Raw genomic sequence first — 13,602 nt, forward strand, 5'->3', positions numbered from 1 at the left:
CTTTTTCCCAAGAAAGAAGTCTAAACCAAAACTGTAACGTTATAGTTTTTGAGAATTTACCAATAAAGATTTACTCAACCAAATTTGAGAATAATCTTTTCATCTTTTTCCCAAGAAAGAAGTCCGAACCAAAACTGTAACGTTATAGTTTTTGAGAATTTACCAATAAAGATTTACTCAACCAAATTTGAGAATAATCTTTTCATCTTTTTCCCAAGAAAGAAGTCCGAACCAAAACTGTAACCTTATAGTTTTTGAATGATATAAAATCCCCCTATTCATTTACTCCTACTTTAATCAGACACTGTGGATTTTCAACTTGCTTTCTAGGACGTTGAGTACGCAACAAACCAATATTGCTAGTCAATATAAAACTAGCAAAACTAGCGATCGCTATAATCGGAATTATTGATGTATCAGATAAAACACTCAAAATAATCGAGGTACTAATCGGAGTTTTAGTAATTGCTACATTAATAGCAGCCATGCAACATAACATCGCAATAGTTGGATGTACCCCTGGAATACCTAAACTAATAGCTAACCCTAAACTTGCTCCCGTAAAAAATAGGGGAAAGATAAAACCACCTCTAAATCCACCATGAATAGTTAAAGTAATAGCTATCATTTTAGCCAAACAAATTCCCAGTAACATCATAACCGTAAATGTAGCAGCTGGTTCAATTAACTGAGTTTCAATTTGTTGCTCACTAAAAAAAAGAGTTTGGGGATATAAAACAGCCAACCAACCAATACCAAATCCTCCCAAAATTCCTCGCAAAATATGCCTATTTTCAATAGGTTCAATGGCAAACTGTATAAGTCGAAAAATTCCAATAAACAAAATTCCAGCTAAAGCACCAACTATTCCTAAAATTCCAGCTTCCAAAAGACTTAACCAACTCAAAGCAGGAATAGCATCAAAATAGTCAAAGCGATAGATACCGCCAATTTCTAACCCAGTGCCAAAGCGAAACACGCCAAAACTAAAAATTCCGGCCACAACCGCTGGAATAATTGCTTCGTAATACTGAATCCCCCGACGATGGGGAATCTCCAGAGCAAACAATGGGCCTCCTACAGGATCCCCAAAAAATGCTGCTAATGCTGCCCCCATACCACAAAATGTCAAAATTCGCGTTTCTTTTAGACTTAAATTAAGTTTATCAGCAATCCAACTTCCAAAACTGCCATTAATTTGTACCAAAGGTGCTTCAGGTCCTAAACTGCCACCAGCAGTAATTGATACTAAAGAAGTAGCAATCATTCCTGGAGTTTGATTTGGTTCCAAGCGACCAGGATCGTGAATTTTATCAATTACTTTTGCCATTTCTCCTGGTTGACCAAAGAAATGGAGACATAAACCAACACCAAGTCCGCCAATTGTTGATATTATCCAAGTATAGTTCCATGCTGGTAGCCAGTCTGGAAAAATTCCTGTGAAGTAGTGCTTCCCTATTTCCCATACCAACTCCAAAAAGTTTTCTAAGACAAAGTAGTAAACTGTAGCAACTAATCCTCCTATAATACCAACAGCACTGGTATAAAGTAGAACTTTTGAGTATAATAGCTCATGGGTTTGACTGCTCAGTTCTAGTTCGTTGTCTTGAAAATTTTGGTTGTCCATACTAAAGAAAGGATTTTGAATTTCCTTTTGAATCAAAATGTTACGAATGAGACCAAATACCAATACAAAAAAGCCTATCAAGAAGATAGAAACAAAAATACCCATTGTAGTCACAAAAATGATTACTTGTTTCCTGCTACTCAAAGATTTGTAGCTATACTTGTTATAGTTGATGGGAGGTATTACCCTCCGCACCTCTACTTCAGAATCGGACGTGCGACTTTCACCGCATCACGGCTCCTAGCAGTCTGTGGTAACATCTCAGTTATAGACAAAATCCGTTGATTAGGACTAAACCGGGTCAAGGTTTAGTTGTTCCTCATCTTCCACGGTCTCAGTCAGCGAGTGCCTTTGGCCTACTGCCTTGGGGTTACTTACCTATGTGTCGTCTTGCGCTCGACTTTCGCCTGGGCAATTTTAGGCTAAAGGTTTTTACCCTGCACCCATAGACTTAGGAAACTTCACTCTAAGGTGTCTAAGCATCATCACCCTTCCTTTGAGGTTTCTTGACTGCCGGGGATAATTTCGTTCCCCCATCCTACCCGATAGCAAGATTTCCGAGCTTTCCTCCTACTGACCAACTAACCTGCTTTGGTCAAACTTGCTTATCGTTTTTCCTCGTTCCGAATTACAGATTGTTTTGACGGTTTAGGGCTATCCCATTAATTCGCCTACACAATCCCCAGGGATGCGTCTAACTATCAAATTTGACGCGGGGATGCTCGTGTGTTGTCAGGACACTTTTGGAGTGACTCCTTGCCAGGAAGTAAGACACTTTTTCAGGACATTCCGCCCCGGTACCCATGCCGTCTCCCCATCACCCCCAGTGTGCCTATCACCCTTAGCTCTGGTTGAGACCTGATACCAGCTTCACTCTGCTAGTGGAAAAGGTCTAGCTCGGTGGGCCAGGTCGGGAGTCCGTTGTCCCCTAACGGGCTGGATTTTCACCAGCATCCGTAACTCAGTTATCACTACAAGGCTCTTCTTTGGTGGCCTCGCGTTGGCAGGCTCTTCCTCCATGGCCTTGTTAGACCCTATTCATACCGCTCTAGTTGCTAGAGGCTCCTAATAGAAACGAGTCGCACTTGACATCTTCCTGAAACAGGTCTTGAGATTCTGTTCAGAATAAGCAAACTTTTCTATGGAACTATGAAATGGTCTATTGTAATAATTTAGAATTTAGAATTGAAGCAACTATTCAGGTGGAGGGGTTGACAAATAATCATATTTATGTTTTTACTACTTTCCATAAACCTTTTAGTCTGATTTATAGATTCTTTAGTATCCTTAGATATAGTTTTTGGTTTTGAAACACTGACTATGCACAAAATCAAGAATAATGCAATCCCAATATCTGAATACTTACGGTCTATTTAACAACAAAAGATAAATTAGACATTTCCAGAAATAATAAATCAAATCAATTATCGTACAGAAATTATCAATTTTTTCTTCCTATCTATTGCCTATTCCCGATATTTAGGGTTTGTTGATTAAAGATAAAAGTCTTTATGTATAAAAGTAAGTGCCTTTTCTAGTTGTGAAATAGTACCATATCTTCCCCTTATAAGGCCAAAAAAGTGTAGGTCATCTACAACTCCTTATTCCTCTAGACTCTGTAGGGACGTTGCATAGTCCCTACCTACTCCCTACAAAGATCAAAAAGACTTCCCATAAACAAACCCTATCTAAATATTTAACGTTTTTCAGCAGGAGTATAATCAACATTATGAGATCCTGTATAAATTTGTGTAGGACGGAAAATACGATTAACTGCCAATTGTTCTTTCCAGTGAGCTAACCAACCAGCTACACGAGCAATAGCAAATATAGGTGTAAATAAATCGCTAGAAATACCTAATTTGCGATAAACTAGACCAGAATAAAAATCTACATTTGGATAAATTCCTTTGTGCCCTAGTCTTTCCTCTACAACCTTTTCTATCTCTAAAGCTATCTCATAATATTTGTCGTATCCAAACTTTTCAAATAACTCTACTGCTAATGCCTGAAGAATAACTGCTCTTGGGTCTTTAACCTTATAGACTCGGTGACCAAAACCCATAATTTTTGCCTTAGTCTCAAAACATTTTTCTAGATATGGTCTAACATTTTCTACCGAACCTATTTCAGATAACATACTGATTACATCTTCATTTGCTCCTCCATGCAATGGACCTGCCAAAGTTCCTACTGCTGAAGCTATAACACCGTAGGGATCAGTCAAAGTAGAAGATGTTACCATTGCTGAAAATGTAGAAGCATTAATAGTATGTTCAGCATGGAGAGTCAGACAAATATCAAATACTTTTGCTGCTAATGGATCCGGTTCCTTTTCATTAATCATATACAAAAAGTTAGCTGCATAATCCAAATCATCTCTTGGTTTAACAGGATCGTCACCTTTACGCATTAACTCAAAGGCAGCTACCATCGTCGGTATATTAGCAAGTAGCCTGACCACTGCTGTCCTAATATATTCGGGATTATCAAGGGCACGACGAGAATAAAATAAACCCAGAGCTGCTGCTGAAGTCTGTAGAGCATCCATAGGGTGTCCAGTTTCTGGGAAACATTTCATCATGTCCCTAATTCTATATTTAATTCTTCTATTATCGCGAATCTCTTGCTCAAAGCTTTCTAATTCTTTTTTGCTAGGAAGGTTGCCCCAAATTAATAAATATGCTGTTTCGAGAAAAGAACTTTCTTTGGCTAATTTTTCTATATTAATGCCTCGGTATTCCAATATCCCTTGTTGTCCATCGACGTAGCTGACACTTGATTGGGTAGCGGGAACACCTTCTAAACCAGGCTTGTATTCGATGCAGACGACGGACATGACGCTCCTTTTGAGTTAAAAATGTGAATATATCTAAAAATATATTATTAAGTATTTTTGTTATGTTATTTTTTTTACAAAAATCAATTAATAATTATGATTAATCCAGTATAAATCTTGGTGGTGTTAACCAAAACATTTGACTATTGCCTACTGGTGAACCAACTTCTGGTAAGGAAATACCTATTACGCCTGCTTTTTTGAGTATTAATACTTCTCTGGTTTCTCCCCAAATTAGAATTTCTGCCCAATTTGCTAAGTCTGGTTGATGGCCTACTAGAGCTAATTCTCTATTTTTTTGAGGTGGCCATGTTTCTAGCCATTGTAGCCAAAGATTAATATCTCCATCAGGGGCCAGGGGTGAAAATTCTTCTACTTTGGGACTTAATTTATGAGCTTGCAGAATTTTAGCTGTTTGATTAGCTCTAACTAAGGGACTGGTAAGAATTAGGTGGAAATGAAGACCTAGTTGGTTTAATTTTTGAGCAATTTTGTGGGTTTTGCGATCGCCTATTTCTGTTAAAGGACGTTCTGCATCTGTAGGACAATCTTCTCTACCAGCGGCAATACCGTGACGAATAAAATAAATATTTGTAGTCATATTTTTAGGGAGTAGGAAGTAGGGAGTAGGGAGTAGGGAATAATGGATAATTGATAATGAAGTAGTTAGATAAAGATCAAGAGACAGTTATTACTCTTACTTCTCTGTTTTCCCATCCTTGTCATACTTCTCGTCCTGCTCAAACTCTGCTTTTTTCAGGGAGTCTTAAGTAGGGTTTGCGCTCAAAAGTCTTATGGGTAAGGGTAGAAAACAGAAGGCAGAAGGAATGGGAATTATAGAATAATAGGAATATCCTTATGCAATGTCCGTACAGAAGAATCGTCCCTTGATTTTCTTGCCCTATCTTGACCAAAATCCTAGATTGATTTTTCGGGAACCGTACCATTACCAGCTAAAAGCTGGTACTTTATTAGTACCTGAAAAGGCTCAAACCTTTACTTATCAAAACTTTGATATTTCCATACGCCAGCCCTAAGTGATTTTACCAGACTACTATCACTCTTTTTCCTTTCGCCTCATCTCCTTACTACACTGTTTCATCTTAATAGATGTAGGTTGGGTTTAGGGACGAAACAAGGGCAACAATCTTTCTCCCCCAGTCCCCCAGTCCCCCAGTCCCCTACTCCCTAATTCTGATACAAAAAACCCTGCACTGAAATAGGCAGGGTTTTCTACATACCAATCACATATTTTTGCCATTCTTTGTTTTTACCACTTTTAACGTATTTAGTCAATTCAAAATACAGGCTACTATGGGGTTTTCGAGGCCGACAATGCAAAGCCATATTAGCCTCTTTTGGTGTACGACTTCCTTTGCGGACATTACAACTCACACAAGCAGTCACAAGATTTTCCCAGGTATCTGCACCACCACGCGATCGCGGTATTACATGATCTATGGTCAAATTATCACCCGTATAATTACAGTATTGACAAGAATGACTATCTCTGTGCATAATATTTCGGCGTGTTAAAGGAATATCTTTATAAGGAACTCGGACATAGTAGCGCAGTCGGATGACTGTAGGTAGGGGAATATTAGGAAGGATATACACCCCTTTGTGTTCAATTTGCTCCGCTTTATCTTTGAGCAACAAGACGATCGCTCGTCGCCAACTCGTGATATTGAGCGGTTCATAAGAAGCGTTCAACACTAAAACATTGGCCATTGACATTTCTGAAAAGAGAATTTTTGATCACATATTAGCACAATTAATATATTTAGGGAGTAGGGAGTAGGGAGTAGGGATTAGAAGGAAACCTTAGAAGTTTCTTTAAGAAACCGGGTTTCTGGGTAGGTTGGGACATTTAATAAATGCTCAAACTTAGTCAAAGATTAATGCATAAATTTTTAATTTTTAATTTTGACTTGCGCCCTACAGCCTGAATTTTGCCAATTTATGGAGTAATTGTTTTAATGAATAAAAAATTTAACTGATTGAGGAGTGACGGAAAATGTTAAGTTGGGAAAATGCTTTTTTGAAAACTCAAGCCACAGAAATTTTAAATCAGGGATCAATAGAAAGTGATATAGTTGGAGGTATTTGTCAAAGAGCATGGGTAGAAATTAATGATCGGGCACTGACCTATAATGTCCGAGAACTTAAAAGTCTTTTATCAGCTAAAACGAAATTAATGGGAGTGGTAAAAGCAGATGCTTATGGACATGGAGCGTGTAAAGTATCTCAAAGTATTTTAGAAGCTGGTGCAGATTGGTTGGCAGTGGCAACAGTTCCAGAAGGAATAGAATTAAGATTAGCTGGAATAGAAGCACCAATTTTAATTTTAGGGGCAACCGATCAACCTGAACAAATTCAAGCGATCGCTCACTGGGAACTACAACCAACTATTGGTACGCCTCAACAAGCTTTAGTTTTTTCGGAAACTCTTTCTTATTACACGGAAGCAATGCCAGTACATCTGAAGTTGGATACAGGAATGTCTCGCTTAGGAACATCTTGGCAACAGGCAGTAGAATTTGTAAAATTTGTACAGGGCTTGCCAAATTTAAAAATTGCGAGTATTTATTCCCATTTAGCTACAGCAGATGAATCAGACCAGACAGTGATGAGACAACAGCATCAAAGATTTCAGGAAGCAATAGGTTTGTGTTGTATTGATGGCAAAGGTTTTCCTGGTGATATCCGACTTCATTTAGCTAACTCCGCAGCAACTTTAACTGACTCTGCTTTACACTACGATATGGTGAGAGTGGGTTTAGCTATTTATGGTTTATATCCAGCACCTCATCTACAGGAGAAAATTAAGTTAAAACCAGCAATGGAAGTAAAAGCTAGGGTAACGCAAGTCAAAACTATTGAAGCAGGTACTGGGGTGAGTTATGGTTATAAGTTTATTGCTCCCAAACAGATGCGGTTAGCAGTGGTGGGTATTGGTTATGCTGACGGTATACCTCGTAATCTTTCTAATAAGATGAAAGTTATTGTGCGCGATCGCCTAATTCGGCAAGTGGGAGCTATTACGATGGATCAGTTGATGCTGGATGTGAGTGATATTGCCGATCTAGAAACAGGTGAAGTAGTAACTTTATTAGGGCAAGTTGGGGAACATCGAATTTCTGCTGAAGACTGGGCAAATACTTTAGGAACTATTTCTTGGGAAATTCTTTGTGGTTTCAAGCATAGGTTGCCTCGTGTAGGAGTTTAGAAATACAGAGGATTCTAATTTGGTGAGGTACACCAGTGCGGGCATTTTTCCCGCACTGGGAACATTGAATTATTTAAGATATAACCCCTACAAAATCTGCAATAACTCTCTCTAAACCAACGACAACTCTGGTGAATCTATCAAAATCTATTTTGTCAATAGTATCTTCTGGTTGATGATAATAAGGATAGCGAAGAAAAGCAGTATCTGTCACCATTAAAGCTGGATAATTTTGTTGCCAAAATGCCCAGTGGTCTGATAAATCTACTCCAGAAAATAATGCTGGAAGTGCCGCACCTTCTGAGGGAAATTTAGTATGGCGACGAAAAGAAGAAATAGCATCACATACTAATTTTCTATTCGCCATATTACTAACAAAAGTAATGTAATTTCCTGTAGAAGGATAAAAATTATCAAGACCAGGAGGAAACTTTTGACTACCCAAATTATCGGAATAATAACCAATAGTTTCTAGACTGAACATGGCGAAAATATTTTCTTGGTTTTGTCGGCAATTTTTAGCATAGACAAAACTACCCATATTAAGAGTTCTAAAAAAAGGTGGTTCTTCATTAGCAAATTCTACAAAACGCAAAGTTCTTGATGTTTTTTTCTCAGAAAATTTCCTGGCTAATTCTAATACTGCTACTGTGCCTGTACCATTATCATTAGCTCCTGGGCAATTAAAAACTGAGTCATAATGACTCCCTACTACTACAATTTGTTCTGGTTGATAAGAGCCTTTGATTTCTACTTCTAAATTTTCAAATGTTTGATTATCAACTTGATAGGTTTGCCGTCGAACTTGATAATTATATTTACTAAATTCACTAGCAATAAAATTAGCTGCATTTCTTAGTTGAGAATAATTTGAATAGTTTCGTTCGCCAATTTCAACAGCTAATTTGTGTAAATTATATTCTAGTAAATATTTGAGATAAATTTCTGCTTCTGTTAGTGGTGGTAAAACACCGCGATAACTTTCTCCAGGCATTTTTAGCATAGAATTATCCTTTTTTTAGGGAAGAGGTATGGAGGTATGGAGAAAAGAGGTGGGAATTTCATTATTAATTATTAGACATCTCCTCCAAATGAGGGAACAGGGAACACTAGATATGTGGGAACAGGAAGAAATAATTGATAATTTATGGATAAGAATTGATTTAATTTTTTATTTTTGGAGATGTCTATTAATTATTCATTTACTTATAACCATAATCTAAATCTAAATCTAGTTGTTGAGAAGCTTTTACTGCTAATTCATCACAACGCTCATTTTCTATATTTCCAGAATGACCCCTTACCCAAGAAAATTCAACTTGATGTTTATCGCATAAATCTAACAATTTTTCCCATAGATCAGGGTTCATTGCTTTATCTTTTTTATTCCGTTTCCAATCATTTGCTTGCCAACGTTTTGCCCAACCTTTTGTGGCAGCATCAACTATATATTTAGAGTCAGTATATAGGGTGACAATAGAGGTAAATTCTAGTTGTTCTAAACCTACTATTACTGCCATTAATTCCATACGATTATTAGTAGTTAGTTGATAACCTCCAGATAATTCTTGCCGTTGTTTTCCAGACAAAATAACAATACCATAACCACCAGGGCCAGGATTTCCACTACAAGCACCATCAGTATAAATAGTAATTTCTGGTTGGTTTTCTATCATATTAGCTCCTTTTTATTAAAGTAAATTTGCTCTATAAATAATAGAATGATATGGTGGTTAAGCACAGTAATAAGAGCTAGAGAAAAATGAACAATCAATATACAGGGTTTACTGAGTATTATGATTTGTGGGTTACTTCTGGTTATTATAACTACCAGGATATTGCTAAGGAAACACATTCAGTTATCGGGAATGGTCGCCAGATTATTGAGTTAGGTGTAGGAACAGGGTTACTAGCACAAGAGTACATTAATATTGATCCAACCTGCGAGTTTACAGGAGTTGATTTTACCTCTTCCTTGCTGGAAATTGCTGAGAAACGCTTGGAAAATCGGGTTAAATTGATTGAAGCTGATGCTGTAACAATGGACTTAAATACAAAGTTTGATGTGGCCATATCCAATGGAGGAGTGTGGGGAATTCTTGATTTAGGTGATAAATGGGAATTTGGAGGCCATGTTGCAGGGATTGAAGCTAATAGTCAAGGTTTGAGAAATGTAGCTTACCACTTAAAAGAAGGAGGATTATTATTATTACACCTGCAAAAACCACATCCAAACTATGAAAAATCTATAGGTGAGGGAATTATCTATTCTCAGTCTATTGAAGAAGTAGAAGATACGGTAGATTATCATACTCTACTGAAGAGCTATTTATTCAAGAAAGAAGAAGAAATTGTGGTTCAAGAGCAAATTAAAATTACCTGTTTTAAACCAGAAATTTCTGAGAAATTGTTAAGTGAGGCGGGATTTGATTTCCAAGGTACTAGCAATGGCGATCGCTTTGCAATTTACAAAAAGCGATAATTAATTTCAATCCTGAAAGCTTTTTCTACGAAGTTTAGTAATACAAAAAGACTATCTATGAGTATTTCCATTCAGCAGGTTAGTACCTCTGAGCAATTAAATTTATGTCACCAGATGCAAATAGCAATTTTTCATCACGAACTAAATTTGTTCGGAATGCAAATACCTGATGACTACGATCGCTCATCACTTTATATGCAAATTGTTGATTCCCAAGTTGTTGTGGGAACTTACCGCATTGTTCCTAATACCTCTCTCGGACTGCCAATACAAGAAACTGGATTTAATCTTGAGCAATTTGAGAAAAATAAGATATGTGAAATGTCTCGTCTAGTTCTTCTGAAAGAAAAGCGGGGTAAAATCCCTTTTAGCCAAGTTTTCTCTTCCGCTCGTAATGCTGCCAAAGAGCATTACAATGCTTCTACTCTAGTTGTGGCGATCCTGCCTCAAAATGTGTCTCTGTTTAAACGGTATGGTTTCTCACAGGTGGGGGAACCGCTGCACGATCCGACTGTTAAGTCTACCGACAAGAATGAGTCAGTTATTATCCCAATGCAAACGTATATTTAATCAGAACTTACACAGACGCACCCAGAAACTTGGTTTATTGTAGACTTTTCGTCAAAAACAATGATTTGTAGCAGAAACTGGGTTTCGCGTAAGTAAGTTATAGTTACTCTTCTGTCTGAATTTATAATCATAAAACTGATGAACTTAATCTCACAAACTGAAGCTCGTAAAGCAGATCATTTACGCATTTGCTTAGAATCAAATGTCCAATTTAACCATACCACTAACGGGTTAGACCGTTACCGTTTTACCCACTGCTGTTTACCAGAACTAAATCGCAGTGACATAGATATAACAACTACATTTCTGGGAAAGCAACTCGGTGTGCCATTATTAATATCTTCGATGACGGGTGGTACCGAACAAGCAAAAATGATTAATTATCGGTTAGCTCAGGTTGCTCAAAAGTATAAGATAGCTATGGGGGTTGGTTCGGAACGAGTTGCTGTAGAGAACCCCAAGGTAGCTGATTCTTTTGCTGTGCGATCGCTTGCTCCTGATATTCTGTTGTTTGCTAATTTAGGTGCTGTTCAACTCAATTATGATTATGGCATTAATCAGTGCCAACAAGCGATTGATATTTTACAGGCAAATGCTTTGATTTTACATCTCAATCCTCTTCAAGAATGTATTCAAACTGAAGGTGATACTAATTTCCGAGGTCTTCTTGACAAAATATCAAAATTGTGCTACTCATTGCCAGTACCAGTAATTGCGAAAGAAGTAGGTAATGGTATTTCTGGGAAAATGGCGCAAAAATTGATTGATGCTGGAGTCGCAGCGATTGATGTGGCGGGAGCTGGAGGGACTTCTTGGGCTAAAATTGAAGGTGAACGTGCTACAGATCCTATTCAGCGTAGGTTAGGAAATACTTTTGGTAATTGGGGTTTACCGACGGCAGAATGTATTACTTCGATTCGAGACTGGAACTCAGATGTTCCTTTGATTGCTTCTGGAGGTTTACGAAATGGGTTGGATGTGGCAAAGGCGATCGCTCTCGGTGCAGATTTAGGTGGATTAGCTTGGCCATTTCTCCAAGCAGCAGTGGAGTCGGAGGAATCTTTAAGTTTATTAGTTGATATTTTAATTGCGGAAATAAGGACGGTTCTATTTTGTACGGGTAATGCTAATTTAGCAGATTTAAAAAAATCTGGTACTTTGGAAAGATTAATATAATTGTGAAAAAAACGGTAGGGGTTTGGTCTCCAAATCCTATTTTTCTTTAGGTTTTGATAAATATAGCAATGTGCGCACTTAATCTTCACAAATTACAGGAGCTGTCCAATAGCTAAAAGCGTTATATTATCGGCCATTCATTCTCCCTGTTCCCTCTCTTGCTTGATTGGATATGGCGTATCGGCTGTCGCCGACATATAACGCGTAGCGTCCCGGAGGGAAAGGACACCTCGCCATCCCTTAACCGCTGTTCCCTGTTCCCTTAACCGCTGTTCCCTGTTCCCTGTTCCCTGCGCTATAAATTAAACTTCTCATAATGAATTTTTATGTTATTGCAAGCTAACCAACGGACAAAATTAGATGATTCTGACGATCGCTTATTTTATTCTTTTCCCAGGTTTGTCACCCATGTGGATGAAGGGTTTATCGATCGGTTGACTAATTTATATCGTGATCGCCTCCAACCTCAGACTAAAATTTTAGATATGATGAGTAGTTGGGTTTCTCATTTACCAGAGGAAATGGAATTTAGTCATGTGGAAGGACATGGTATGAATGAGGAGGAGTTGGCAAAAAATCGTCGATTAAATCATTATTTTGTGCAAAATTTTAATCAGGATTTAAAAATACCTTTACCGGACAAAGATTTTGATGCGGTGTTGAATTGTGCTTCAATTCAATATTTACAATATCCTGATGCTATATTTTATGAAATTTATCGTATTTTGAAACCTGGTGGAATGGCAATTATTAGTTTTTCTAACCGGATGTTTTATCAGAAGGCGATCGCTGCTTGGCGAGATAATTCGGAGGAGGAAAGAGTAAAGTTAGTAAAGAGTTATTTTGACTCTATAAAAAATGCTAATGGGGTTCCAGGTTTTAGTCAAGTAGAAGTAATTTCTCAAAAGTCAAATGTACCTAATTTTTTGCAGATGTTAGGTTTAGGAGCAGGGGATCCTTTTTATGCTGTAATTGCTTATCGTCAGATTTAAGATTAGGTGATAGTTTTAGGTAGTTGTTAGTAAGTTAAGATATATTTTTTGTGGTGGTTTATTGTAATTATTTTTGTTAACATAAAGGGTAGCGGGAGCATCTTACTCCCGTACTATTTTATTGATTATTACTATGCAGAAATTCCGTTTTTTTTATCGACAAATATCAGTCTTTATTGCCAAAAAAATTAGGGTTCAAAACTATCCTTAGAAGGAGAGAAAAAATTTATAGGAAATTCCAAGTATAGCAATTCCCATACTTGTGAGGTAAAGTTTTCTATCCTCCCTTACCCCCCTTTGAAAGGGGGGAAAAGTGAGCAAAAAGTTCCCCGCATGATCGGGGAATTTAGGGGGGATTATAAATGTACCTTACAAGAAAAGGGAAATCCTATATTATGAACCACAGATTTAATTATTAAATCTTTTAAGTGCGAGTCGGAAAACTCGCTTAGGTGTGCTTGATAAAAGTGGAATCCGCTGTATATTCACTATTTTAATTCTTTAGTTTTAGTCAGAGTTACTGATAATTGAAATGCTACTACCTAACTCCTATTTCGTAGAATTTTGTTTTTTCTTTCTAATATAATTTCAAACTGAGAAATCATTTTTTTTAAATAAGGAGTATCATAACCATTAATATAGTAAAGATAAACTTCCTGTGGGTCATCGGGGTAATAGCGAAATGGT

11 protein-coding genes are annotated in these 13,602 nt (G+C 37.4%); 5 read left to right on the plus strand and 6 right to left on the minus strand.

All coding sequences use genetic code 11. The annotated features are described in order from the left end of the window. Positions 1-274: 274 nt before the first annotated feature. The 4 genes from VKJ25_RS12465 to VKJ25_RS12480 all read right to left on the minus strand — a co-directional run bounded on the left by VKJ25_RS12465 (position 275) and on the right by VKJ25_RS12480 (position 6,197). Positions 275-1,732, minus strand: a complete 1,458-nt coding sequence (locus VKJ25_RS12465) for a chloride channel protein (protein WP_324236963.1) — start codon at positions 1,730-1,732, stop codon at positions 275-277. Between the two features lie 1,591 nt (positions 1,733-3,323). Next, positions 3,324-4,466 (minus strand): citrate synthase, encoded by a 1,143-nt coding sequence (locus VKJ25_RS12470; protein WP_324236953.1) that lies wholly within the window; start codon positions 4,464-4,466, stop codon positions 3,324-3,326. 100 nt (positions 4,467-4,566) lie between these two features. Next, the gene (gene sixA, locus VKJ25_RS12475) at positions 4,567-5,067 is read right to left on the minus strand and encodes a phosphohistidine phosphatase SixA (protein ID WP_324236954.1); all 501 of its coding nucleotides are present in this window, start codon (positions 5,065-5,067) and stop codon (positions 4,567-4,569) included. A gap of 632 nt (positions 5,068-5,699) precedes the next feature. Next, on the minus strand, positions 5,700-6,197 hold the full coding sequence (locus VKJ25_RS12480; RefSeq protein WP_324236955.1) for an HNH endonuclease: 498 nt from the start codon (positions 6,195-6,197) through the stop codon (positions 5,700-5,702). A 286-nt stretch (positions 6,198-6,483) separates the two neighbouring features. Here VKJ25_RS12480 and alr point away from each other — a divergent pair, with 286 nt between their 5' ends. Continuing rightward, on the plus strand, positions 6,484-7,695 hold the full coding sequence (alr, locus tag VKJ25_RS12485; protein WP_324236956.1) for an alanine racemase: 1,212 nt from the start codon (positions 6,484-6,486) through the stop codon (positions 7,693-7,695). Positions 7,696-7,768: 73 nt separating this feature from the next. On the opposite strand, the gene VKJ25_RS12490 is transcribed toward alr, so the two are convergent. Further along, positions 7,769-8,698, minus strand: coding sequence for a M28 family peptidase (locus VKJ25_RS12490; RefSeq protein ID WP_324236957.1), 930 nt, complete (start codon positions 8,696-8,698; stop codon positions 7,769-7,771). A gap of 199 nt (positions 8,699-8,897) precedes the next feature. Next, positions 8,898-9,371 (minus strand): ribonuclease HI, encoded by a 474-nt coding sequence (gene rnhA / locus VKJ25_RS12495; RefSeq protein WP_324236958.1) that lies wholly within the window; start codon positions 9,369-9,371, stop codon positions 8,898-8,900. An 86-nt stretch (positions 9,372-9,457) separates the two neighbouring features. Between rnhA and VKJ25_RS12500 the strand changes: the two genes are divergently transcribed. The 4 genes from VKJ25_RS12500 to VKJ25_RS12515 all read left to right on the plus strand — a co-directional run bounded on the left by VKJ25_RS12500 (position 9,458) and on the right by VKJ25_RS12515 (position 12,915). After that, the gene (locus VKJ25_RS12500; protein ID WP_324236959.1) at positions 9,458-10,177 is read left to right on the plus strand and encodes a class I SAM-dependent methyltransferase; all 720 of its coding nucleotides are present in this window, start codon (positions 9,458-9,460) and stop codon (positions 10,175-10,177) included. Positions 10,178-10,234: 57 nt separating this feature from the next. Next, a complete protein-coding gene (locus tag VKJ25_RS12505) occupies positions 10,235-10,747 on the plus strand; it encodes an N-acyl amino acid synthase FeeM domain-containing protein (RefSeq protein WP_324236960.1) in 513 nt (170 codons plus the stop codon). A gap of 138 nt (positions 10,748-10,885) precedes the next feature. Continuing rightward, a complete protein-coding gene (gene fni / locus VKJ25_RS12510) occupies positions 10,886-11,923 on the plus strand; it encodes a type 2 isopentenyl-diphosphate Delta-isomerase (protein WP_324236961.1) in 1,038 nt (345 codons plus the stop codon). A 326-nt stretch (positions 11,924-12,249) separates the two neighbouring features. After that, positions 12,250-12,915 carry a class I SAM-dependent methyltransferase gene (locus VKJ25_RS12515; protein WP_324236962.1) on the plus strand — a complete coding sequence of 222 codons (666 nt, stop codon included), beginning with the start codon at positions 12,250-12,252 and terminating at the stop codon, positions 12,913-12,915. Positions 12,916-13,602 lie beyond the last annotated feature (687 nt).

Source organism: Okeania sp. (assembly GCF_035285525.1).
Lineage (GTDB): Bacteria > Cyanobacteriota > Cyanobacteriia > Cyanobacteriales > Microcoleaceae > Trichodesmium.